Origin of the sequence: Paraburkholderia madseniana, assembly GCF_009690905.1 — a bacterium.
GTDB classification, from domain to species: Bacteria; Pseudomonadota; Gammaproteobacteria; order Burkholderiales; family Burkholderiaceae; genus Paraburkholderia; species Paraburkholderia madseniana.
Genome location: NZ_VOSW01000034.1, coordinates 67,586 through 89,541 on the forward strand (window position 1 = coordinate 67,586; position 21,956 = coordinate 89,541).

23 protein-coding genes are annotated in these 21,956 nt (G+C 59.7%); 10 read left to right on the forward strand and 13 right to left on the reverse strand.

Annotation, left to right across the window (positions count from 1 at the left end):
* Window positions 1–33: 33 nt before the first annotated feature.
* Window positions 34–201, reverse strand: a complete 168-nt coding sequence (locus FSO04_RS19215; RefSeq protein ID WP_154561417.1) for a DUF1427 family protein — start codon at window positions 199–201, stop codon at window positions 34–36.
* A gap of 236 nt (window positions 202–437) precedes the next feature.
* Entirely contained in the window at window positions 438–1,124 is a 687-nt protein-coding gene (locus FSO04_RS19220) for a hydrolase (protein WP_154561419.1), read from the reverse strand.
* A gap of 277 nt (window positions 1,125–1,401) precedes the next feature.
* On the opposite strand from FSO04_RS19220, the gene FSO04_RS19225 reads away from it, so the two are divergent.
* The 3 genes from FSO04_RS19225 (at window position 1,402) to FSO04_RS46795 (ending at window position 3,244) form a co-directional block, all read left to right on the forward strand.
* Window positions 1,402–1,677, forward strand: coding sequence for a XapX domain-containing protein (locus FSO04_RS19225; RefSeq protein WP_154561421.1), 276 nt, complete (start codon window positions 1,402–1,404; stop codon window positions 1,675–1,677).
* A gap of 49 nt (window positions 1,678–1,726) precedes the next feature.
* A complete protein-coding gene (locus FSO04_RS19230; protein WP_154561423.1) occupies window positions 1,727–2,839 on the forward strand; it encodes a cation:proton antiporter domain-containing protein in 1,113 nt (370 codons plus the stop codon).
* 210 nt (window positions 2,840–3,049) lie between these two features.
* On the forward strand, window positions 3,050–3,244 hold the full coding sequence (locus tag FSO04_RS46795) for a hypothetical protein (RefSeq protein WP_168435745.1): 195 nt from the start codon (window positions 3,050–3,052) through the stop codon (window positions 3,242–3,244).
* On the opposite strand, the gene FSO04_RS19240 is transcribed toward FSO04_RS46795, so the two are convergent.
* On the reverse strand, window positions 3,228–4,196 hold the full coding sequence (locus FSO04_RS19240) for a quinone oxidoreductase family protein (protein WP_154561425.1): 969 nt from the start codon (window positions 4,194–4,196) through the stop codon (window positions 3,228–3,230). The two genes, FSO04_RS46795 and FSO04_RS19240, sit on opposite strands and share 17 nt — an antisense overlap.
* A 97-nt stretch (window positions 4,197–4,293) precedes the next feature.
* Between FSO04_RS19240 and FSO04_RS19245 the strand changes: the two genes are divergently transcribed.
* Complete coding sequence (locus FSO04_RS19245; RefSeq protein ID WP_154561428.1) at window positions 4,294–4,887, forward strand: TetR/AcrR family transcriptional regulator; 594 nt, start codon at window positions 4,294–4,296, stop codon at window positions 4,885–4,887.
* A 10-nt stretch (window positions 4,888–4,897) separates the two neighbouring features.
* Here FSO04_RS19245 and FSO04_RS19250 read toward each other — a convergent pair whose 3' ends face one another.
* Both FSO04_RS19250 and FSO04_RS19255 read right to left on the reverse strand, forming a co-directional pair.
* On the reverse strand, window positions 4,898–5,779 hold the full coding sequence (locus FSO04_RS19250) for an NAD(P)-dependent oxidoreductase (protein ID WP_154561430.1): 882 nt from the start codon (window positions 5,777–5,779) through the stop codon (window positions 4,898–4,900).
* A gap of 20 nt (window positions 5,780–5,799) precedes the next feature.
* Window positions 5,800–6,270: a MaoC family dehydratase gene (locus FSO04_RS19255; RefSeq protein WP_154561432.1), complete on the reverse strand. Its 471-nt coding sequence runs from the start codon at window positions 6,268–6,270 to the stop codon at window positions 5,800–5,802.
* Window positions 6,271–6,545: 275 nt separating this feature from the next.
* Between FSO04_RS19255 and FSO04_RS19260 the strand changes: the two genes are divergently transcribed.
* Window positions 6,546–7,286 carry an SDR family NAD(P)-dependent oxidoreductase gene (locus FSO04_RS19260; protein ID WP_154561434.1) on the forward strand — a complete coding sequence of 247 codons (741 nt, stop codon included), beginning with the start codon at window positions 6,546–6,548 and terminating at the stop codon, window positions 7,284–7,286.
* Window positions 7,287–7,474: 188 nt separating this feature from the next.
* Here FSO04_RS19260 and FSO04_RS19265 read toward each other — a convergent pair whose 3' ends face one another.
* The 3 genes from FSO04_RS19265 to FSO04_RS19275 form a co-directional block, all read right to left on the reverse strand.
* On the reverse strand, window positions 7,475–8,587 hold the full coding sequence (locus FSO04_RS19265) for an NADH:flavin oxidoreductase/NADH oxidase (RefSeq protein WP_154561436.1): 1,113 nt from the start codon (window positions 8,585–8,587) through the stop codon (window positions 7,475–7,477).
* 51 nt (window positions 8,588–8,638) lie between these two features.
* Window positions 8,639–9,940, reverse strand: coding sequence for an MFS transporter (locus FSO04_RS19270; RefSeq protein ID WP_154561438.1), 1,302 nt, complete (start codon window positions 9,938–9,940; stop codon window positions 8,639–8,641).
* A gap of 325 nt (window positions 9,941–10,265) precedes the next feature.
* On the reverse strand, window positions 10,266–11,189 hold the full coding sequence (locus FSO04_RS19275; RefSeq protein WP_154561440.1) for a LysR family transcriptional regulator: 924 nt from the start codon (window positions 11,187–11,189) through the stop codon (window positions 10,266–10,268).
* A 181-nt stretch (window positions 11,190–11,370) separates the two neighbouring features.
* On the opposite strand from FSO04_RS19275, the gene FSO04_RS19280 reads away from it, so the two are divergent.
* The 5 genes from FSO04_RS19280 to FSO04_RS19300 all read left to right on the forward strand — a co-directional run bounded on the left by FSO04_RS19280 (window position 11,371) and on the right by FSO04_RS19300 (window position 15,565).
* Window positions 11,371–12,117: an SDR family NAD(P)-dependent oxidoreductase gene (locus tag FSO04_RS19280; RefSeq protein ID WP_168435746.1), complete on the forward strand. Its 747-nt coding sequence runs from the start codon at window positions 11,371–11,373 to the stop codon at window positions 12,115–12,117.
* A 66-nt stretch (window positions 12,118–12,183) separates the two neighbouring features.
* Window positions 12,184–13,281, forward strand: coding sequence for an alkene reductase (locus FSO04_RS19285; RefSeq protein WP_154561442.1), 1,098 nt, complete (start codon window positions 12,184–12,186; stop codon window positions 13,279–13,281).
* A 131-nt stretch (window positions 13,282–13,412) separates the two neighbouring features.
* A complete protein-coding gene (locus FSO04_RS19290; RefSeq protein ID WP_154561444.1) occupies window positions 13,413–13,748 on the forward strand; it encodes an NIPSNAP family protein in 336 nt (111 codons plus the stop codon).
* A 128-nt stretch (window positions 13,749–13,876) separates the two neighbouring features.
* Window positions 13,877–14,524, forward strand: coding sequence for a glutathione S-transferase family protein (locus tag FSO04_RS19295; protein ID WP_154561446.1), 648 nt, complete (start codon window positions 13,877–13,879; stop codon window positions 14,522–14,524).
* A gap of 249 nt (window positions 14,525–14,773) precedes the next feature.
* Window positions 14,774–15,565, forward strand: coding sequence for a COG4705 family protein (locus tag FSO04_RS19300; protein WP_154561448.1), 792 nt, complete (start codon window positions 14,774–14,776; stop codon window positions 15,563–15,565).
* 54 nt (window positions 15,566–15,619) lie between these two features.
* On the opposite strand, the gene FSO04_RS19305 is transcribed toward FSO04_RS19300, so the two are convergent.
* The 5 genes from FSO04_RS19305 to FSO04_RS19325 form a co-directional block, all read right to left on the reverse strand.
* The gene (locus FSO04_RS19305; RefSeq protein WP_154561450.1) at window positions 15,620–17,173 is read right to left on the reverse strand and encodes a methyl-accepting chemotaxis protein; all 1,554 of its coding nucleotides are present in this window, start codon (window positions 17,171–17,173) and stop codon (window positions 15,620–15,622) included.
* 240 nt (window positions 17,174–17,413) lie between these two features.
* Window positions 17,414–19,426, reverse strand: a complete 2,013-nt coding sequence (locus tag FSO04_RS19310) for a sigma-54-dependent Fis family transcriptional regulator (RefSeq protein ID WP_323138137.1) — start codon at window positions 19,424–19,426, stop codon at window positions 17,414–17,416.
* Between the two features lie 151 nt (window positions 19,427–19,577).
* Window positions 19,578–20,897, reverse strand: a complete 1,320-nt coding sequence (locus FSO04_RS19315; RefSeq protein ID WP_154561452.1) for an Nramp family divalent metal transporter — start codon at window positions 20,895–20,897, stop codon at window positions 19,578–19,580.
* A 61-nt stretch (window positions 20,898–20,958) separates the two neighbouring features.
* Window positions 20,959–21,165, reverse strand: coding sequence for a hypothetical protein (locus FSO04_RS19320; RefSeq protein WP_154561454.1), 207 nt, complete (start codon window positions 21,163–21,165; stop codon window positions 20,959–20,961).
* Window positions 21,166–21,256: 91 nt separating this feature from the next.
* The coding region (locus FSO04_RS19325; RefSeq protein WP_325063529.1) for a TCP-1/cpn60 chaperonin family protein at window positions 21,257–21,956 on the reverse strand (700 nt) is incomplete at its 5' end.

A 21,956-nucleotide genomic window follows, 5' to 3' on the forward strand; every position in this document is an offset into this window, starting at 1 on the left:
CTTCGCTCAATTCGCAAAATTCGTTTGATTCAATCAAAGACCGAGCAACTGCTTGAGCGTCGGGACGGCCAGAGCGCCGATCAACATGCCGAGCAAGCCGATGAGGGCAACCAGCGGCGGCGCCGGCGAGCGGACCTTGATCACGCTATAGATCACGCCTATCAGCACGCCCGCACCCAGTGACACCAGATACGGTTTCATATGATCACTCTCTCTGACAAATTAGCGTGCAGAACCGGGCGGTTCAGCTGTCCGGCGAAGCCAGGGCCGGCGCAAGCGAGGCGTCTGCGCTGAGGTGCTCGAGCCGCATGGCGTCGTGCGCATGAACACCCCGATTTCGTCCGGGTTGGACATGTCGCACTGCGCGCGTCACGGCGTTGCTCGACCTTCTCGTCGAGCATCTCGCTCACGTTCCGCAGACGGTGCGTGAGCGCGTCTTACTTCGCCGGCACGGCCGGCAGCGCCTCATGCGGCGTAGCCGTGCGCTGCGGCGCCTTGTGGACCATCGTGTAGGCATAGTCGATGCCCATGCCGTATGCGCCCGAGTGCTCCCTCGCGATTGCCATGATTTCGTCATAGGTCTCGCGGCGTGCCCAGTCGCGCTGCCATTCGAGCATGACCTGTTGCCACGTGACCGGCACGACGCCGGCCTGGGCCATGCGCTGCATCGCGAAATCGTGCGAATCCTTCGACATACCGCCCGACGCATCGGCCACCATGTAGATCTCGTAGTCGCCTTCGAGCATCGCGCAGAGCGCAAATGTCGTATTGCAGACTTCCGTCCACAGACCCGACACGATCACCTTCTTGCGCCCGTTCGCGGCCAGCGCGTCACGCACTTTCTGGTCGTCCCACGAGTTCATCGACGTGCGCTCGAGCAGCTTCATGCCCGGAAACACGTCGAGCAGTTCGGGATAGGTAAACCCCGAGAAGCCTTCCGACTCGACGGTCGTGATCGTGGTCGGAATCTTGAACACCTTGGCCGCCTTGGCCAGCCCGACGACGTTGTTCTTCAGCATCTGGCGGTCAATCGAATGTACGCCGAAGGCCATCTGTGGCTGCTGATCGATGAAGATGAGCTGGCTGTTCTGCGGGGTGAGTACTTCAAGCTTCGGATTGCTCATGACATGTATCTCCTTCGGTGCGGAGAAAACAAAACCTCGCCTCGCCGGCGTGACCGCGAGGAGTCCGATATCCATTGCGCTGGGGCATGCGTCGTCCAGCGTTAACATTTAATACTAAACCCGGCAAAAGAACACCCCGAAAAATGAGTGCGATTCCGAGAATTGCACCTTTAAGTGAACTTAACTACTCTTCCCTTACTCGATCAGACCCGAAACGCTTGTGAACAATCTGTTGAGCAGCGCCTGTCGCCGGCCGACTGTCAAGGAGACTCGCATCATGAAGCCGTATATCCTCTCGTTCCTTGCCGGAATTCTTGCCGGCATCGTTTACAGCGCGATCGGCGTGCAGTCGCCGGCGCCGCCCACCGTGGCACTGGCGGGCCTGCTCGGCATTCTGGCCGGCGAGCAGATCCTCCCCGTCGCACGTCGAATGCTATTGGGCGTCAAGCTCAAAGCGGCATGGAGCGAAGCGAAGTGCAGCCAGCACATGTTCGGCCCACTGCCCGGCGGCCACGTTTCCGATGTAGCCGCAAAGGACAAGCAACCATCGTGACCCATCATCCTTCACACAATTCCGTGCTGCACAATCTGCCTGCACGCGGATGAGCAACGTCGAGTTCTTTCATTACCTGCTGTTGTTGATCTGCGGTGCGGGCGCACTCACCTGGCTCGCCGAGCGCGTTGCGATCCCGCCCGCCGTCGTGCTGCTGCTCGGTGGCTGCGTGATCGCGGTCGCGGGCAAGCGCGTGCCCGAGATGGACCCGAACCTGATGCTCGCGGCCGTGTTGCCGCCGCTCTTGATGTCGAGTTCGTTCTACACGGCATGGAAGGAATTCCGCGAGGAGCTCGGCACGATCGTTTCTCTTGTGCTGGGCGCAGTGACGGTCACGACCGCCGCGGTCGCCGTTGCCGTGCATGCGTTCAACCCGGGCCTGCCCTGGGCCGCATGCTTCGCGCTGGGCGTGATCGTCTTCATCCTGATCGGCCTCGCGCTGCACGGCATCCTGGCGCGCGTGAATTACGACGTCGCCGTCTTGATGGCCGGCTTGTGTGTCGCGCTGCCTGCAACAGCGACTGCGATTGCGGTCCGCCTCCTGTGGGTGTGTGCTGCGATCTGGTTGCCGAGCCGCATGCTCGCGAAGCGTACGGGCAACCCGCCGTGGTCGGCCGGCGAAGCCGTCGTGCTGGGATGGTCGGGCATGCGCGGCGTCGTGAGTCTCGCGGCCGCTCTCGCGTTGCCAGGCAATTTCCCGGGCCGCGACCTGATCGTCTTCAGTACCTTCCTGCTCATCATTGCGACGCTCGTCGTACAGGGCAGCAGTCTCGCGCCGCTCATCCGTCTGCTGAAGCTGCGCCCGGTCGCGCGACAGACCATGTCCGAGCACGAGACGCGTGCGCGCACCTTTGGGGCTTCGCTCGCCGTACTCGAAGAGATGGGCAAGCACGCGTCCGGTATCGAACGCGCAGCGCTCGAGCGGCTGCTCGCCGAATACCGGATCCGCGTCGCGGCGAACGAAAACGCGCATGCGCTGGGAGTGGAACGGATCGAAGACCGCGCGCACTTTCTGCGTATCGAACTCAAGCTGGTCAGTGTGTCGCGCGAGGCGCTCCTTGGCCTGCATCGCGACGGCAAGGTCGACGATGGGGTCTTGCATCGCATCGAATCCGAACTCGATCTCGAAGAGCTTCGCCTGTTGCGCCTGCTCGAACCGTAAAGGCTGCGCGCCGGGCGCGTCGCCTTCGAAGCTTCAATTCACGGCATCCCGATCGATGCGCGATCCGCCACCCGTTCAACTCGCCGCACCTGATTCGAATCACCTGAAGCGAGAAACAAAGCAGCTTTGGCAACTTCGTCGGCTTCCCTCATGCGTCCCATCGGGATGGTAAATAAAATCCTCGCAATAGCGTCCGCAGGCTGCTGGCCAATGATCGGCGTATCAATTGGCCCCGATGGCCCTCACGGCTTCGTCGAGCTCTTTCTGGCGACGGCCGGTGATGAAGACGTAGGCGCCCTCGGCGACAAGGAGCTTCGCGTGGGTAAAGGAAATCGCCTCAATGAAACGGGCGAGCCTGGGAGCCGCGAATATCCGCTTGTCATATCGGTCACATCGTTAAAATAACTTTGCCAAACGGCCGATCCTCTATCAGGTGACGCAAGGCTTCGCGTGCTTCAGCGAGGGGATAGACCCGCTCGACGATCGGCTTGACTGATCCGCTTACGACTAACGGAATGATGTGCTGCCACGCAGTGGCGATCGCGGCCGGTGACTGGGCGAACAGGGAGAAGCCGGCCATCCGCGCGCGCTTCCAGATGAGGTCCGTGACATCGATCGTGGTTTTACGTCCTGCGGAGTAGCCCAACGTGATCAGGACACCGCCGTGACCCAGGCTGCTCAACGCCTCACTCGTCACAGCGCTGCCGATGCTCTCGATGACGATATCGACGCCCTTGCCGGCCGTTATTCGACGAACGCCGTCAGCGAGACCTTCCTCGGTGAGGTCAATCACGTCCTCGAAGCCAAGTTCGCGCGCTCTCGCGGCTTTCGCCGCGCTGCCCGCCGTGGAGATCACCTTGCCGGCGCCCTGCGCCCGTGCGAGCTGATAGGTCGCGTTGCCGACCGACCCGCCGATTCCTGGAGCCAGCACCGTCATGCCCGGCTTGAACCCGGCGTCGGTGAGGCTGATCTGTGCGGTCAGATAAGCCACCGGCATGCTGGCCGCGATGACGTCGCCGATCGAGTCAGGCGACGCCAGATGTTCCGGTCTCACCAGCAGCCATTCCTGCCATGCGCCATTCTCGCCAACGCCGTAGGGCCCGGTGAACATCACGCGGCTTCCCACCGCGAGCCCGGAGTCGCCTGCGTCCTCGACGACACCGACGCCCTCGTTGCCGAGCACCAGCGGCGCCTTGGCTCGAGGGTGTCCACCCGACAGGAGCGTGTATTCGAGGGGCGTGACACCAGCAGCCGTCACACGAACCAGCACCCTGCCCTTCGCCGGTTGCGGCTTGGGTAATTCAATCTGCCGCAACCCGTCATAGCCCGAAAAGGTTTCCGCTTCGATCACACGCATTGGTATATCCTATAAAGTAACAGACCTGTAACTTTCATACTAGGTACCGATCTGTTACTTTGTCAACCAGAAAATCGAATCAAAGGAGTTTGCGGATATGAAGGCAGGAGCCAGACCTCGGCGGGGAGCCCCGCCCAAGGGCGAAGTGAGCGCGCGCGAGCGGATCCTCGCGACGGCAAGCGATCTGTTCTACCGCGAGGGCATACGTGCCATCGGCGTCGACACGGTCGTCGAGCAATCCGGGGTGTCGAAGACGAGCCTCTATCGCGTATTCGACTCCAAGGACGCTTTGATCTGCGCTTTCGCCGCCGAGAAAGATCGGTTGTTCTGGGCGTGGTGGGATGACGTTGAAAAGAAGCACGCCGATGACCCGCGCGCTTTGCTGCAGGCGCTGCTATCTGGAATCGCGAAACGGATTGCGCACCCCGCCTTTCGTGGCTGCCCCTTTCTTAATCTGATGGCGGAGTTTCCCGACGACAACCATCCTGGCCGGGTTATCGCCCGAGACAACAAAGAGGAAATGCAGGCGAGGCTCGCAGCGATCGTCGCCAAGCTGGGTGTTAGTAATCCCAACCGCACCGCGTCTCAGATAGCACTGGTCATCAACGGCGCGTATGTCACTGGTTCGATAGCGGAGTCGGCCAATCTGAAGGGCGACCTCATTGACGCCGCCACGAAGTTGTTGGTCTAGTCGAACGCGATCACTTGCTGGAATCGGTTCTTGCCTCGAATGCGTGGACGACGGCCGCCATGTCGGATTGCCCGTGCCCCAACGCCAACGTCTCGCCGAATAGCGCGTAGCAGACATCCAGTAGCGGTGACGCGACTCCGCCTGCTCTGGCCGCATCCGCAATCAAGCGATTATTCTCCAGCACATTGACGATCGACGCCTGCACTTCTTCGAAATCGCGCGTCACCAGCTTGTGTATTTTTACGCGCGAGATGCCGCTCGCCATCTGACCGGCGTCGACGATAGTGCGGAACTGCTGCATGTCGAGGCCATGCCGTTCGGCAAAATGAGCCGCTTCCGCAAGGCCGGTGACTGTGGTCATTAGAAACAGGTTCACCGCGAGCTTCATGAGAAGCCCGTTCGGAACCGGGCCGCACATCATCGTCTGCTGGCACATTGGCTCGAGCAAAGGGCGGACGCTTTCGATGGCCGCGTCTTCGCCTGCCAGCATCGCCAAGAGCTGCCCCGCTTCGGCGGGCTTGCGCGAGCCCGAGACGGGCGCTTCCACGTAGCTGCCGCCGGCTTTGCGAATGTCGGCGTCGAGTCCGCGCGAGTAGTCGGGCGAGGTCGTCCCCATGTGGACGATCGTGTGGTGCGCAACGTTCGCGCCGAACTGCGATGTGGCGCGGCCGAGGACGGCGTCGATTGCATCGCCGTCGACCAGCATCAGGAATACCACCCGGGTCCGTTTAAATATCTCGGCAGGAGTCGTCGCGACGGTTGCGCCCGCGGCTCGCAAAGATTCGCATCTGTCTGCGGAGCGATTCCAGACAATGAGTTGCGTGCCTGCGCGGGCCAGATTGAGCGCCATGGGCTGTCCCATGACGCCTAAGCCGATGAAACCGACGTCCATGAATATCCCGCCTTCCGGTATCAAGACGAATGGTGTTTCCGGCGCGGCACAACCATGTTCACGACATGCACGAGCACGGCCTCGTCGTCCTGGTTCAGCGTGGTCGTTCGGAGCTTGATCAGGCCCTGCTCCGGACGAGACTTTGACGGTCGCACCTCGATCACCTCGCACTCGACGCGCAACTCGTCACCTGGGCGCACGGGCCGGGGCCAGCGGCACTCGTCGAGGCCGGCGCCAATGAAGCCGCCAGCCGGCTTGAGTTCGGTCTCGATCATCAACCGCATCGTCACGGCGGCGGTGTGCCAGCCGCTGGCGGCCAGACCACCGAAAATCGAGTGGCGCGCCGCCGCCTCGTCGAGATGGAAGGGCTGCGGATCGAACTCGGCAGCGAACGCGAGGACCCGCTCCTTGTCGATGCGTAGCCGCCCTGAGCCGAACGTCTGCCCCACTGCAAAATCTTCCAGATAGCGCTGCTCGTTCAACTGATCCATGACCTGCTCACAATAAAGTGACTAACCTGTAACTAATTTTAATATTACGGACAGGTCTGTCACTTTGTCAAGCGAGAAATCGGAACGAGGGAGCATGCAGGCATGCCCTCTCCTGCCATGCCCAAAACGCATGCCGCCCTGCTTACAAGGTCTTTGTCGCACCCATCACGGAAACCTACAATCGTTGCAGCAACATACATCGAACATTTGTACTGCAAATCTATTTTTTGATTCAGTGACGCGGTGAATCGCTCACGCATACTCCAGGAAATCAAATGTCTGAATTAGCCCAAAAAGTAGCACTCGTTACCGGTGGCTCACGCGGCATCGGTGCGGCAATCGCGAAACGTCTGGCCGCAGATGGAGCGAGTGTGGCCTTTACATATGCGAAGGACGCCAGCGCGGCATCGGCGGTGGTCAAAGAGATCGAACTCAATGGCGGAACGGCTATCGCGATCCAGGCGGACGCTACTGACGTCAAAGCTGTCGAAGCCGCGGTCGAAAAAACTTTTTCGACCTTCGGCCGGCTGGATGTGCTGGTGAACAATGCCGGCACGGCCATTCCGAAACCGTTCGAAGACACGACGCTGGAGGAGATGGATAGAGTAATCGACATCAACATCCGCGGCGTGTTCGCTACGACCAAGGCGGCGCTGAAGCACCTGAGTGATGGTGGGCGCATCATCATGATCGGTTCGGCGGTGGGCGAGCGCGCTATTGCGCCCGGGCTGGTGCCCTACGCAGCCACGAAAGCGGCCGTCAGGATGTTCACTCAGGCGCTGTCCAGAGAGTTGGGAGGCCGGGGCATCACGGTCAACAACGTCCAGCCGGGACCGATCGATACAGACCTGAATCCCGCCTCAGGCGATTGGGCGGTGCCGCAGAAGGCCGCCACAGCGCTCGGCCGCTACGGGCGCGCTGAGGAGATCGCCGCAATGGTAGCGTTCGTCGCCGGGCCGACGGCCTCGTACATTACCGGAGCGAATCTTACGGTGGATGGCGGGATGAATGCCTGAGCGCAATCAATTACTCGACCTACGGATTTGAAGAAGGTCAACGTCCGTGTGGACGCAACGGAGAGTTGATGAGCTAACGCAGTTGGCTCTCCGTTAAAGATCCCGCAAAGTGACCAGGCCGCGCCGATGCAGGTCGCAGGCGCGACCTGTGTCTGAGTCGCTTATCGCGAGACATGAGTTGGACTCAACTAGCGAGCACCGTGTTTGTTCACCCGGAAGATATCATTGTGGCCTTGCGGGGGTGCACGCCAGTATGACGGCGGTGCGTCGACCGACCCACCAAGAGCAAAGGCGGCGTGCCATGGCCATCGCGGATCGTAGAGCATCCCCCTTGCAAGTGCCACAAAGTCTGCCTCGCCATTACTAATGATTTGGGTGGCCGAATGAGGATCGGTGATAAGGCCAACTGCGATCGTAGCTATCCCGACCTCGCGTCTTATCCGCTCAGCGAAAGATGCCTGATAGTTCGGCCCTACCGGGATCTTCTGCTTCGGCGAGATCCCGCCAGGAGAGGCTGTGATCCAATCTGCGCCGCGCTCTTTAAGGCGCTTGCCAAGCTCGATGGTTTCGTCGACGCGCCAGCCACCCTCTACCCAATCTGTCGCCGAAACTTTAACGCCGACAGGTTTTTCGTCTGGAAAGGCAGCACGGACCGACTCGAATACCTCAAGTGGAAATCTCAGCCGATTGACAAGCGCCCCGCCATAAATATCTTCGCGTCGATTGGATACCGGAGATAGAAATTCATGCAACAGATAACCGTGCGCGGCGTGAATCTCCAGTCCGTCGACACCGATCTCGGCGGCGCGTCTGGCCGAATCGGCGAAAGCGCGCGCAATCCTCTCGAGCCCCTCAGGACTCAGTGCGTCTGGCACTTCTTCGCCGTCGATCTGCGGCAACGCAGAGGGCGCAAAGGTCGCCCAGCCGCTGTCAGCCTTCGATATCTGCTGACCGCCGTTCCACGGCTCACGGCTTGAGCCCTTTCTTCCTGCATGGCCAATCTGGAGGACGATCTTCGTATCGAAGGTTTTCCTGACGAACGAGACGACTTCTTCAAGAGAAGCCTGTGTTCTGTCGTCCCAGAGACCCAGGTCGCCGGGAGTGATACGTCCGGCTGGTTCGACAGCGGTGGCCTCTAAAAACAACAGGCCCGCGCCAGAGGCCGCCATAGTGGCGTAATGAGCCTGGTGCCACTCGGTGGCCTGCCCGTCCTTTGCGACGTACTGGCACATCGGCGAAACAGCAATGCGGTTGCTGGTCAACACCCGTCTGAATTGATATTTGGAGAACAATGACGTCATAGCCATTCCTTTTCAAAGACTCAAAGCGACTTACGCCTGGTAGCCACTCGCTCAATCCGCTCGCCGTTCTGCATACCTGCGGAACACCGGAAATGGGCGCGAGGCAGAGAGCCAGAAACTAACGAACCCGAGCGCGACGATGGTGAACGACGCCGTTGTAACAGCCTCGGCGAGTCCCCAGGTCCTCGCCATCCCGCCCAATACAAGGGCGAACATACCCATCGAGAGATACCCGATCAGATAAAACGCGGAAAGAATGCCGCCGCGATGCTCGGCCGGCGCGGAAGAGTTCAATACAGAAAGCGCTCCCATGAACAGGAGTGCATAACCGCCTCCGGCGAGCGACGTAGAGGCGAGGAGCATCGACAAGCTGACCCAGGTCACCGCGAGCCACAACAGGAGTAGCCCAAGTGAAGCCGTTATCGCCCCCAGAAGGAGCAGCAGCCTGGGGGACAGCTTTCTGCAGAGAACTGTGATTACAGCAGATACGATTGCGAAGCTTGCCAGGATCGCACCGTTCGTGAATGCGTTGACGGACCCTACCAGGTCATGCGCCATCTGGCCACCGAGGGATAGCAGAATCGCGCCCGATGCGAACGCAATGACAGCAGCAAGCGATGCGATAGCGAAAGCGTTCCGGCAATCTGCGGGAACGCGCGGCATGCGCACGGACCATCGCGTGTCTTGTCCGCCATGACGTGGCATGAACCAGACTCCGACGATCAGAACGACGATGACGACAGCAAGCACAAGGAAGTTCAACTGCAGAGGCCACGGCGCATACTGAATCAGCGCTCCCCCGAGAAGCAGGCCCGTCGCGAAGCCAATACCCTGAGCGATGTTGGTCGCCGCAGCCGAGCGCTCCGGATCTTCGTCAGAACTGAACTCTAAAATGGCTGCAGTTGACGAACCACTGCCAAGTCCGACACCGATCCCCATCAGCGCGCGTCCAACGAGAAGCCATCGGATATCGGGCGCGACGGTCATCACGAGCACACCGACGAGCGAACATGTGAGGGCAATCAACATCGTCATGCGACGACCGACCTGGTCGGACAAGCCACCTAGCAGAACGAGCGTACTAACAACGAAAATGGGATAGATGGCGAATACCCCGGCGGTGTCCACCGGTGAGAGATTCCACTTTTGCGCGTAGAGCCGATAGCTAAGCGCGGGTGCTGCGCTCGTCCATAGCGTATGAGTGCTGACGCCAAACGATACCCAGAAACTCGCCCTGCGACCCAGAGTTCGGCTACGTCGAGCTGCGGTGTTCTGCACATGTCCGTCACTGGCCTTTGATCTGATCACTCGAATCATCCTATTCACTCGCACTGAAGCTTGTTGTGTCGACATGGCCGTCGATCAGCGCGAACCACAGCTTGTAGCCGTCAGGCCTCACTTTCCTGCGTATTAGCCATGACCGATATGGAACTTCCCAGTTGGCTTCGAGATGAGCAGTCGGCAGCGCGCCGAGCAGGCTCGCTGAATATACGAGTGGGAACCCGGTGTTGAAAAAGACTTCGTTTATCTACCGCGATGCCTCAGAGGCATGCAATTGGCTCTGGCGGAAGACAGCATTTCGCGCGCGTGTCGAAACATCCGTCGGCGCCGGAGGGCGAGCTTTGAGTTCTGAAGGGAGCGAAAATGCGTATGAGCGAGCGTTGCTGTGTCGTGGCAGCTATGCCACGGATGCCTGATTTTCGGCCGCTATCGATCTGCAGCGGGCGAGTAGATGGTCGATTCTGGAAAGAAACAAACTCAATATCGGCGAAGTGTTGGCCCGGCTATAGCCGATGACGAGGTCGATAGTCGGCGGTTCAACAGCAAGTGGACGGCTTGTCACCGACGAAGGAAGGAAATTCCTGGCGTAACACGGAAGCAACGCGAGACCGCGCGTCGATGCCACCATTGACACCGCCATCGCGAGGTTATCCACTTCGTAGCTTGCACGTATGTCGAGGCCTGACTGCAGGATAAACTCGTCGATGACGGTCCGGACAGTAGGAGCCGTGTGCGAAACGGTGATGAACGTCTCGCCAATGAACTGCTGAAGAGCGATCTTTTCGCAAGCTGCGAGAGGGTGATCACTTGGCAAAACCACAAACAATGGCTCCTTGACAACAAGCCGGTACTCCAGGTCCGGTACGTTTGGCTCCGGCCGCATGAATGCGAGGTCGAGATCGCCTTTCACCAGCGCATCGCGAAGCGACGGCGAGTATTGGCTGGAGACCGTAACCTCAATCTGAGGAAGTTCGTCGCGGAGAACCCGCATCGCCTCCGGCAACCACTCTATCTCCTGCCCAGTAAGGAACCCAAGCGCAAATACGGGCTTTAAACGACGCGCCGCCCGTCGAGCCGCTTCAATGGCGGACTGCGCTTGCGCTAACGTTCCACGAGCGTGCTCGAGGAAAGCCTGACCTGCCGCTGTCAATTCAACTCCGCGGGCGCCGCGTATCAGCAAATCGACACCCACCTCCTCTTCAAGATCGCGGATCTGACGGCTGAGGGAGGGTTGGGCCGTATGCAGCCGCTGTTCGGCCGCCGTCGTGAAGCTACCCGTCTCCGCGACAGCGACAAAGTAGCGAAGATGTCGAAGCTCCATTGTTCTCTCCCCATGCCTGCCGAATATGGCTCCAGATATACAAAGTCTTATTCCGAGCCGCCGAAACATTCTACGCTTAAGCCACATCTGAGTTTCAACCCAGAATTGACCGCGAATTTGGCCAGGTGACGCCATGCGAACCCGAGCAACAACGGCCAACCCATACCTCTGAGGACTTAACGTGACGAATCGTGTTGTTCTAATTACCGGCGCCCTGACGGGAATTGGCCGGGCCGCAGCGTTCGCTTTTGCGCAGGATGGGGCACGGGTGGTGATTTCCGGTCGCAGGAAGGCCGAAGGCAAAGCGCTGGAAGAAGAATTGCGCCGCCTCGGTGCCGAGGCCGAGTTCGTCATTGCTGACGTACGTCGCGAGGACGAAGTGAGCGCCCTCGTTGACAGGGCGGTGACGCGCTTCGGCCGGCTCGATGTCGTCGTCAACAATGCGGGCGTCGAGGGCAAGCCAGGCCCTGTTACCGATGTATCTGCCGACGCCTACACAGCTTTGTTCGACACCAACGTGCTGGGAACGCTATGGGGGCTCAAACACGCTTTACGCATCATGCAGCCGCAGGGCAGCGGGAACGTCGTCAACATCTCATCGACGTTCGGAGAGCGTGGCGCCGCCAACTTCTCGCTCTACGCGGGCAGTAAGCACGCTGTGGAAGGAATCACGAAGTGCGCCGCGATCGAGGCCGCGGCTTACGGTGTCCGCGTGAATGCGGTGGCTCCTGGGCCGACCGAGACAGCAATGCTGGACCGCCTCACTGGTTCAACCGAAAAGAGTGCGGCGTTCTACTCCGCCGTACCGCTCAAGCGCGGCGCCACGCCTGAGGAAATCGCCGACGCGGTCGTCTTTGTCGCGTCAGACAAGGCGGCCTTTATCACCGGACAAATCATCAGAGTGAACGGCGGCAAGACGGCGAGTTGACGATAGTCGGTTCGATTCTGACGCGCCTGGAAAGCGTCGCTGTCCACGTTATTTACAGGAACTTGTATGTCAAAGCTTTTCTCACCGATCCGCATCGGCGCAGTCGAACTGTCGCACCGTGTGGTGCTTGCGCCGCTCACGAGAATGCGAGCAGACGTCCCCGGCAACGTGCCAGGCGACCTGATGATCACATACTACGAACAGCGTGCATCTCAAGGAGGGCTTCTGATAGCGGAGGCTACGTTCATCACGCCAACAGGGAATGGGGGTTATGGATCACCTGGAATCTATACCGACGAACAGGTGGCAGGATGGCGGAGAGTTGTCGACGCAGTACACGCGAAGGGTGGACGGATCTTCCTGCAACTTTGGCACGTTGGGCGACAATCGCATGTCGACCTTCAGCCAAACGGCCAGGCACCGATTGCGCCGTCCGTGACCCATGCCGAAGTTCGGGCCCTTCTGGCGAGCGGCCCTAGTGCCGCGTCTGTCCCGAGAGCAATCGAACTCTCCGAAATACCGGGGCTTGTCGACGACTATCGTCAAGCGGCCCGACGAGCGAAAGAGGCCGGCTTCGACGGTGTAGAACTACACGCCGCGAATGGCTATCTCATCGACCAGTTTCTTCAGGACAACTCCAATCTACGTACAGATGCATACGGTGGCTCTGTAGAAAATCGCGCCCGCTTTCTCCTCGAAGTTGTCGATGCAGTGGCAAGCGTCTGGGGTCCTGATCGTATCGGTGTTCGCATTGGTCCAAGCAACAAGTTCGGTGGCATGGGCGACAGCTCACCCGCAGTGACTTTCCCCTACGTTGCCCGCGCGCTATCGGCATATGGGTTGGCTTATCTTCATGTCATTGAACCGCGGGTCACAGGAAACGTCTCAGACGACTCGCAGAGCCCTGTGGCTGCAGGGCAACTCCGACCTCTATTCGGTGGTCCGGTGATCGCCGCTGGCGGCTTTGACGCAACCGGTGCTGAAGCAATCATTCGAGCGGCCGACGCGGACCTTGTCGCGTTCGGCAGGCACTTCCTCGCAAATCCGGATCTTCCCGAGCGGATGAAGCGCGATCTCCTACTCAATCCCTACGATCGCGACACGTTTTACTACGGTGGGAAAAAGGGCTATGCCGATTACCCCATATACGAGGCCAAATATTGACCAGGGAGACCAGGTGCCTTGGCTTTCGCAAGCTCGCGGCACGCGACGCCGACGCCGACGCCGACGCACCTGGATCAGAAACTCGAGTGTGGCCCGAGTGTGACCTTGGCCAGATGCCCTGGAACTAGAGAATGATCTTCGATCACCGTACTTACACCATCAAGCCGAACCGGCTCGCCCGATTTCTGGAGACCTACGAGCGCCTGGCGTTGCCGCTTCAGCGAAAATATCTTGGTGAGCCCTATGGTTTCTTTGTGACCCACATCGGGCCGCTTAGCCGGGTTGTTCATCTCTGGCAATACGATAGTTTGGCAGACCGCGAGCAACGCCGCGACGCCATGGAGGCAGATCCGGACTGGCAAGCATACCGGCGCGTCGCGTTAGAAGAAGACACGCTTGTCGATATGGAAAATCTGATTCTTAAGCCTGTTCCCTTCTTCCAACCGCGTTCAGTCACAAGTCAATAGCTGGCCTTCTCCGACTATATCGTCGCCCCCGACGCTGCAACTTCAGTATGCCGAAATGGACCTTTCCATGGTGCACGACTTCGACCCACCAACGTCCGTTACCTCATCAGACATAAGGGATTGACAAAATGCCAATCGAAACACCTCTCCTGTACGAGTCTAAAGGCTCACCAAACGCCCGTCGTGTTCGTGTCTTTGTCGCCGAGAAGGGTATCGAAATTGCACAACGAACGATTGATCTTGGTAGCAGAGAGCAATTTTCAGACGCTTTCAAGGCGGTGAATCCGCGAATGCAGGTTCCTGCGTTGCAACTCGCCGATGGAACAGTAATCACGGAAGTGCCCGCAATTTGGCGCTATCTTGAGGAAACCTATCCACACAAGCCCCTTCTTGGTGCGACAGCCAAGGGCAAGGCACTCGTCACCATGTGGGAGCGACGCGCGGAGCTGGATGGTTTCGCCGCGGTCATGGAAGCCGCTCGAAATGCTCTGCCCGGATTGAAGGGACGAGCATTGTCGGGGCCGCACGATTACGAGCAGATTCCCGCATTGGTCGAGCGTAGCAAGCAGCGCGTGTTGAACTTCTTCGCAGATTTCAATGCACGACTCGAAAGTGCCCCGTTTGTCGCTGGCGACGAATTCTCAGTAGCAGACGTTACGACCCTCGTTACCGTCGATTTCGCGGCAAATGCTCTGAAAATGCCGATTCCCGAATCTCACCAATCGTTTAGGCGGTGGTACGAAAGCATCTCGTCCCGGCCAGCTTCGAGCGCATGATCGCGACGTCGCCGACAGTTCAGATTCAGCGCAAGTTCGTGCGCAAGCCTCAATTCAAAAGACTACTCGAACGTAGAAATAATCCTTTTACTTTGTCAGTGTTGCGTAAGTCCTCCTGGGCCAGTATGGGATTGCTGAACGCGCCCGCTGGCCGCCTCTTTCGTGCCTGAGCGCGTTCTATTAGTCAGTCTGACGACCTTAGGCCAGTGCTGCTTCGACTTGCTGAGGACGGAAGGTTGACCGGGTCCCGTGGCAGCCGAAATCGTCGCCGCTTCCTCAAACAATCAACAGGAAATCTCCATGCGTTTGAAAGTCACCCCAAACGTCGGCGCCAGATACTGGGCGGCGATCATGATTGCGAGCATCTGCGGAACGAACCTGGGTGACATCATTCCCGACGTCCTCAAGCTGGCACCGGCCAAAGGCCTGATCGTGCTAGCGCTTATGTTTGCGATATTGGTGCTTGTTGAGCGTGCAAGCGCCAAAGGCAGCGAAGCCTTTTACTGGATCGCCATACTCCTTGTGCGAGCGGCAGCAACCAATATTGCGGATTATTCGATAGACCACGCGCGTCTAACCTACTTCGACGTTGTTACCGCCTTGGTGATAGTCTTCATCGGAATTGTGACGCTACGACGTCGATCGACACTCGAACAAACAAAGGGCGCATTGCAAACAGACGGCTTTTATTGGCTGACTATGCTGATCGCGGGAACCCTTGGAACAGCAACAGCGGACGCAATTGGCCACGCCTTCAATTCAGTCAGGATCGGCGTTCCAATATCCGCGTCAATCGCAACGCTAGCACTGCTTCTGATCCTGATTGCGAGAACACGCTTAATGAAGTTCGGTGCCACAAGCTACTGGGTGGCTGTCGCCGCCATCAGATGGTGGGGCACCAATGTCGGCGACATTTCGGCATTTTTTCTTTCGCTGATCCCAAGTGCTGCAATAAGCGGGTTTGCGCTCTGGGCCCTGTTGTCAGCTTCGGCCATCATTTCTTCAGCCGCGACCCGGCGCGAGATCGAAGAGCATTCGTAACACGCCAGCCATCGTCCGGATCAGCAGTGGGTGTCACGATTGCACACGCCAGAATTACACGCGGGAGCTTACTTTAAAGATGGAAACAGTCTCGTCGAGGCGCGTCGCCTGTTCGTCGAGCGATTGCGCAGCGGCCGCCGCCTCTTCGACCAGCGCCGCATTTTGCTGTGTAACCTGATCGATCTGACCGATGGCCACGTTCACTTCCTCGATGCCATGACCCTGCAAATCCGACGCCGCAGCGATTTCTTCGACAATGCCTGCGACCCGGCGTATCGCCTGCTGCACCTCAGCGGTAGCGCGCCCCGCTTCTTGCGCCTGCTGCGAGCCCGATCGAATCGTTGCTACTGATTGCTCGATTAGATCCTTAATCTCCTTCGCAGCAGACGAAGAACGTTGTGCAAGACTGCGCACCTCCGCCGCGACAACCGCGAAGCCCCGCCCTTGTTCGCCCGCCCGCGCCGCCTCAACCGCCGCATTCAATGCGAGAATGTTGGTCTGGAAGGCGACTCCTTCGATCATCGATATGATTTCCGCGATCCGCGAGGAACTCGACGCGATTTCATTCATCGTGTCGACCATCCGTTCGACCGCCATATTTCCTTCATCAGAGATTCGAGTCGTGCTGATAGCAAGCGCGTTGGCCTGGCGCGCTGCGTCGGCGTTTTGCTGCACTGTTGCCGTGAGCTCGCCGAGGTTGCTGGCCGTCTGTTGCAGCGACGCGGCCTGCTGTTCGGTACGCGAAGACAAATCGAGGTTGCCGGCAGCAATCTGTTTCGACGCCACACCGACCGCATCGCTCGATGAACGCACCTCGGCGACAACGCCGGCCATCTGCTCAAGCAGGCTGTTCAATGCCGTTGCCGTGTGACCGATCTCGTCCATTCGCACAACGCTTGCGCGCTGCGAAAGATCCAGTGACTGGCTGACCCGCTGAAGCGTTTCCTGCATCTGACGCATACCCTGGCTGATAAGCGCATAGAGGCGGCTCCCCAGTACCCCGGTCACCACGAGTGCTGCGCCTGCAACGGCGAGCATCAGGCTGAACGCAAATCGGTAGGCATTTGCGTTTTCTTCGCGCACGAGGTTGCTGCGAGCGATGTCCTCGCTCAGATGCTCGTGCAGCCCATCGTTCAGCGCCAGCGCAGCGTTATGAACGGCGCCGCCGTCGTGAAGCATCGCGAGGGCGCCATCGCGCTCGCCCACCTGCATCTTCTCGAAGAACGTTTGACGGGCGTCGCGATACGCGGCCATGCGAGTGCGATCCGCTTCGAACAGTTTTCGATCGACGTCGTCGGAGACTTCGTGAGCCAGCGCGCGAGCAATCACATCGTCAAACTGACGGTCTGATTCGGCAATTTCCCGTTTCATGCCTGACCGGCTGGCATCGTCGACGCCGTCGACCACATAGCGGTAAACGGCAAGCCGCATTGCGGCAACGTTATCAAGCGCGGCTGATATCGATTTCAGGCTCGGCACCGTGCGCGTCTCCAGCCCTTCGATACGCTGATAGGATGCGCGAAGTTGCATTAATCCGTAGCCGCTGACCACCGCCAGCGCGAGCAACGCGCCACCGAGTGTCATAGCGAGCCAGCGAACAATCGTCATTTTTTTCATTATCCTTACGTCCCCTGCGATTGCGTGCGGTGGATCCCGAGAGCATCGGTGTATAACGGCTCACCGCGGACGATTATTCAGCGCTGCCGGCATCAAATTAATCAAAAGGCGCGATAGATAAAAGTTATGTGTTGCGCACGAGCGGGCGCTGCTGTGCCGGTATCAACTTAAACCAACCCGCCTCCACGATTCCCGGGGCGGTTCAATTGGCGGCAGATCTGCGGCAACGCCTCATTCGCCTGTCGTTCTGGCGATGGCGTCCAGTTGATAGAGTTCCAGCTTGCGATATAGCGTGCTACGCGAGACACCCAATGAGCGGGCCGCCTGAGCGAGATTGCCGTGAGCATCCTGCACGGCCCGGACGATGGCCAAACGCTCCGTTTCCTCCAGACTGCCCGATTGCTTGTGCACAGGCAGTACAACGCCTGCGGTGCCGGTTTCGTCGAGCAGCTCAGCAGGCAGCTCATCGAGCGTCACCACCTCTTCGCTGGACGTCAGGAGCAGATTTTCGATGACGTTGCGCATCTCCCTGACATTACCGGGCCATGAATAAGCGCGTAGCACCGCCATGATTTCGTCGCTTAGTCGTCGCTCGGGCACCGCGTGGCGTTGCGCGAGTCGCCGGTTGAAAAACGCGACGAGGAGATCGATGTCGATGTCCCGTTCGCGCAGCGGCGGAATGCGGATACGCGTCACGCTGATGCGGTAATAGAGATCGCGTCGGAAGTGGCCCGAGTCGACCTCTTCGCGCAGATTGCGATTGGTCATTGCCAGCAGGCGCACGTCGACGCGCCGCGGCTGGGTGTCCCCAAGCCGGTAAATGACGCCCTCCTCGAGGGCGCGCAGCAGGACCGGTTGAAGTTCGAGCGGCATCTCGCCGATTTCGTCGAGACATAGCGTGCCGCCGTGAGCCAGTTCGAATCGGCCCGGCCGCCCTTCGGCAGTCGCGCCCGTAAAGGCACCACGCACGTGGCCGAACAACTCGCTGGCGATCAGTTCTTTCGACGCCGCTCCGCAGTTGTACGCGACGAAAGGCCCGCCGCCTCCTTCTTCGCCATGTATGGCGCGCGCGAAGAGTTCCTTGCCGACCCCGGTTTCGCCCTCGATCAGAACCGGAACACGCCTGCGGGCAAGCTGACGACCCCGGTTGATGGCGGCCAGCATGGCTGCACTTTGCCCCTGGATCTGCGCGAAGCAACTGCGCTGCGGATCGGCCTCGCCACTGCGCTCGGCGATCCGGGCGTTGATGGGTTGCGATCGCACGGGAACAACGAGCATGGCGCCGATCGTGTTGCCATCGACCACAACCGGGTTGAGCCAGTCGGCATGCAAGCCTTTGGGCAGATGTTGCGCCCAGTCCTCCACCGCGGAGTTCTCATCCATACCGGGGAAGCGTTCTCCGATGCTGACCGGCAATGGCACCCGGCCGGTGGTATGCACAAGCCGCCCGGCCCGATCGATCGCGATCATCCCGGTTGCATCGGATGACGACAGGCGCTGCAAACAGAAGGCCAAGAGGCGCATATGCTCGCGAGCCGCTTGCTCGGCCAGCACCATTTCAATCTGACGCGCAGCCGTTACCGCTAAAGTGAGGTTGTTGATCTGATAGGTGGAAGGCGGCCCGGAAATGTCGAGCACGCCGAGAATCTTGCCGGTGCCAGGTTCGCAAATCGGCGCCGCCGCGCAACTCCACGATTTGATCCCTTCGCAGAAGTGCTCAGAGCCGTGGATATAGGTGGGGTGGCCGGTGGCGAGCGTGGTGCCGATGCCGTTGGTGCCGGCCTGGCCTTCACGCCAGTCGCCGCCCATCGTCAAATGAATTTTTTCGCCGGCCGCCAACGTACGCAAGTCTCCTGCGGCCTTGAGAATCACACCATCCTGATTGGTGAGCAGCAGGATCGAATGCGAATCCGCAAAAAGATCAGCGGTCACGGTGAAAAGACGATCAGACGCCGCCAGCAACTCCCGGTGCCGCCAGCGCAGCGCCTCGACTGCGTCGCCATGAACCGCGAACGGTGCCGATCCCGCAGTGGGATTGACCCCCGATTGCAGACTGCGTCGCCAGGAGTCGATCAGGGCCGAAGGCGCGGACGTCGACGGCTCGCCCGCGAGAAAACGCTCCCATGCGAGCATCGTGACCCTGTCCGAGTGACGGTCGTTCGCACGCTGCGCGTTAGCCACTACCCGGCGCATAGCGGCCTGATTGCCAAGACCCGACATGGTGCTGAGCTGCTGTCTCGTCACAACTCTCCTCCTATGCGATGGGTCAGCCCGGAACCTGCTCTGCGGCTGGCTTCGGCGTGACTCGCAAGTATGTCGCGGCGTGCTTTTTTGTTCGACTGTCAGTCAAACCCAGCGGCGCGATCGCTGATTAGTATATGCCTGCATTGCGAATTCAGCCTGGCAAGCCAGGAATCTCGACGCCGAACGTTTGCAGTATCAACACGACATTGAACAATAAGACCACGAATGCCGCCAGCGTGGCGATCACGGCGATGAACGCGCGATTTTTGTATATGCCCATGACGTCCTCGTGGCAGGTGAACCATAGCAACGCGGCCATCGGCAGCGGCAACGCAAGGCTCAATACAACCTGACTGAGGACGAGCGCCTGAGTCGCATTGACCCCAAGCGCCACCACGACGAAACTCGGCACCATCGTGACGGCCCGGCGCAACCATAACGGAATGCGAAAGCCCACGAACCCTTGCATGATCATCTGACCCGCCATCGTGCCGACCACGGAACTCGATACGCCCGAAGCGATCAGCGACAACAGAAAAATCCCCGCCGCCCCAATGCCTAATAGCGGCGCCAGCGTGTGATAGGCCGTCTCGATCTCCGCCACCTCAGGATGCCCGTGATGAAATGCACCTGCGGCCATGATAACCATCGCCATATTGATGAGACCGGCGATGGTCAGTGCGATAACGACCTCGATATTCGAGAATTTCAGTAACTTTTCCCTCTCGCGCTCCGTTCTCGCGGGTGCTCGCCGCTGCGTTAGTCCGGAGTGCAGGAAAAGCGCGTGCGGCATCACCGTTGCACCCACGATACCGACGGCGATCGTGAGCGCATTCGCGTCGGGCAATTGAGGGGAAAACGTATGGACTAAGACACTCGGCCACGCGATCGGCGCAATGAACAGCTCGGCAAGGTAGGACAACCCAATGATGCCGACGAGTGCCCCGATCGCCAGTTCAAGGGGACGGAAACCGGCGCTCTCGAACAACAGCAGGCCGTAAGTCACTACCGCCGTGACCGCCATACCGGCGAGCAAGGGCATATGAAACAGTAACGAAAGTCCGATCGCGCCGCCGAGAAATTCGGCCAGATCGGTTGCCATCGCGGCAATTTCGCTTACACCCCACATGATCAGCAAGACAGGTTTTGGAAACCGTTCGCGGCATAGCTCCGCGAGGTTTCGCCCCGTGACGATGCCGAGCTTCGCCGAGAGCGCCTGAAACAGCATCGCCACAAGGTTTGCCAACAGCACCACCCAGAGCAACGTGTAACCGTATCTGGCGCCCGCCTGAATATTCGTCGCAAAGTTGCCCGGATCCATATAGGCAACAGAGACCACCACTGCCGGTCCAGCAAACGGCAGCAGCATCAGTGCGCCGCGCCGGCGGCCTTCCAATACCTCTCTGACCGCAAGCGTTGTGCGCTCGGTTCTCGTCGCCGGTCTGGCTGCCTTACGAACGCGATCATCCAAGCTCTGGCTCCTTGCTCATGAAAATGACAGGCGTGCCCGATTTAACGGGCAGGCATGGCATTCACGGCATCGCACTGCTGATTGCACCGAATATGCCTCGCAACAGCGGAGCGGCCGCCGTGCCCATATCGGACACAATAATCAATGTACCGCAGAATGTGATTGTCCCCCCCGACGCGAGCTTGAGCAGGCGAATCGAGGACATTGCACCAAGGTACCGAGCCGCCATCGCGACGGCATTGAATCGGGGAGTCGCGCCGATATCCATTGTTGTCTCCGTCTATTGATGGCCGCCCGAAACACGCCGGCAGCGGCCGTTTTTTTGCCGGTCCTTGACCCGACGACCGGTTGTAGTGTCACTATTTCCGGCCGAGCAATTCGGCGCCGGCGCCAAGCGCCGGGCCGGCGGTCGGATCGATCGTGTCCGGCTTTTTGGCAATCAGTGTCTGGGTGGTCAGAATCAAGCCGGCGACCGAAGCAGCGTTGCGTACCGCGCTATAGCTGACCTTGACCGGATCGATGATGCCCGCCTCCATCAGGTTGACGAACTTGCCCGTGCGGGCGTCTAGACCGACGCCCGGTTTCGCACGCACCGCCTCGGACACGATCGCCGCGCCGTCAAGGCCGCAATTGGTCGCGATGTGATAGAGCGGCTTCGCCAGCACGCGCTGCAGCAATCTCGCACCCTGTTGCACACTGCCGTGGGTCCGCGCAATCACGCCTTCGAGTTCGGCGGACACGCGCAGCAGCGCCATCCCGCCGCCTGGCACGATGCCCTCGGCAATCGCCGCGCGTGCCGCATTGATTGCATCCTCGATCAGATGAAGCCGGCGCTTCTGTTCGACCGGCGTGGCGCCGCCGGCGAGGATCATCGCGGTACCGCCGGACAGCTTGGCGAGACGCACCTGAAATTTGTCGCGCTCGACATTCTCAGGGCCCATCTCATACTGCCGCGCGACCTGCTGACGGCGTGCGGCAACGGCAGCCGGATCGCCGCCGCCAGCGGTAATGATGGTCTGGTTCGACGAGATGCGTACCTGCCGTGCGCTGCCAAGATCG

Excerpts from the sequence above, each read along its gene's own strand:
- FSO04_RS19285 (WP_154561442.1), top strand. The coding sequence starts at position 12,184 with ATGTCAAAGCTTTTCTCACCGATCCGCATCGGCGCAGTCGAACTGTCG.
- FSO04_RS19250 (WP_154561430.1), bottom strand. The coding sequence starts at position 5,779 with ATGGACGTCGGTTTCATCGGCTTAGGCGTCATGGGACAGCCCATGGCG.
- FSO04_RS19215 (WP_154561417.1), bottom strand. The coding sequence starts at position 201 with ATGAAACCGTATCTGGTGTCACTGGGTGCGGGCGTGCTGATAGGCGTG.
- FSO04_RS19275 (WP_154561440.1), bottom strand. The coding sequence starts at position 11,189 with ATGGAGCTTCGACATCTTCGCTACTTTGTCGCTGTCGCGGAGACGGGT.
- FSO04_RS19265 (WP_154561436.1), bottom strand. The coding sequence starts at position 8,587 with ATGACGTCATTGTTCTCCAAATATCAATTCAGACGGGTGTTGACCAGC.
- FSO04_RS19305 (WP_154561450.1), bottom strand. The coding sequence starts at position 17,173 with ATGACGATTGTTCGCTGGCTCGCTATGACACTCGGTGGCGCGTTGCTC.
- FSO04_RS19290 (WP_154561444.1), top strand. The coding sequence starts at position 13,413 with ATGATCTTCGATCACCGTACTTACACCATCAAGCCGAACCGGCTCGCC.
- FSO04_RS19270 (WP_154561438.1), bottom strand. The coding sequence starts at position 9,940 with ATGTCGACACAACAAGCTTCAGTGCGAGTGAATAGGATGATTCGAGTG.
- FSO04_RS19220 (WP_154561419.1), bottom strand. The coding sequence starts at position 1,124 with ATGAGCAATCCGAAGCTTGAAGTACTCACCCCGCAGAACAGCCAGCTC.
- FSO04_RS19225 (WP_154561421.1), top strand. The coding sequence starts at position 1,402 with ATGAAGCCGTATATCCTCTCGTTCCTTGCCGGAATTCTTGCCGGCATC.
- FSO04_RS19230 (WP_154561423.1), top strand. The coding sequence starts at position 1,727 with ATGAGCAACGTCGAGTTCTTTCATTACCTGCTGTTGTTGATCTGCGGT.
- FSO04_RS19320 (WP_154561454.1), bottom strand. The coding sequence starts at position 21,165 with ATGGATATCGGCGCGACTCCCCGATTCAATGCCGTCGCGATGGCGGCT.
- FSO04_RS46795 (WP_168435745.1), top strand. The coding sequence starts at position 3,050 with ATGATCGGCGTATCAATTGGCCCCGATGGCCCTCACGGCTTCGTCGAG.
- FSO04_RS19245 (WP_154561428.1), top strand. The coding sequence starts at position 4,294 with ATGAAGGCAGGAGCCAGACCTCGGCGGGGAGCCCCGCCCAAGGGCGAA.
- FSO04_RS19255 (WP_154561432.1), bottom strand. The coding sequence starts at position 6,270 with ATGGATCAGTTGAACGAGCAGCGCTATCTGGAAGATTTTGCAGTGGGG.
- FSO04_RS19295 (WP_154561446.1), top strand. The coding sequence starts at position 13,877 with ATGCCAATCGAAACACCTCTCCTGTACGAGTCTAAAGGCTCACCAAAC.
- FSO04_RS19240 (WP_154561425.1), bottom strand. The coding sequence starts at position 4,196 with ATGCGTGTGATCGAAGCGGAAACCTTTTCGGGCTATGACGGGTTGCGG.
- FSO04_RS19260 (WP_154561434.1), top strand. The coding sequence starts at position 6,546 with ATGTCTGAATTAGCCCAAAAAGTAGCACTCGTTACCGGTGGCTCACGC.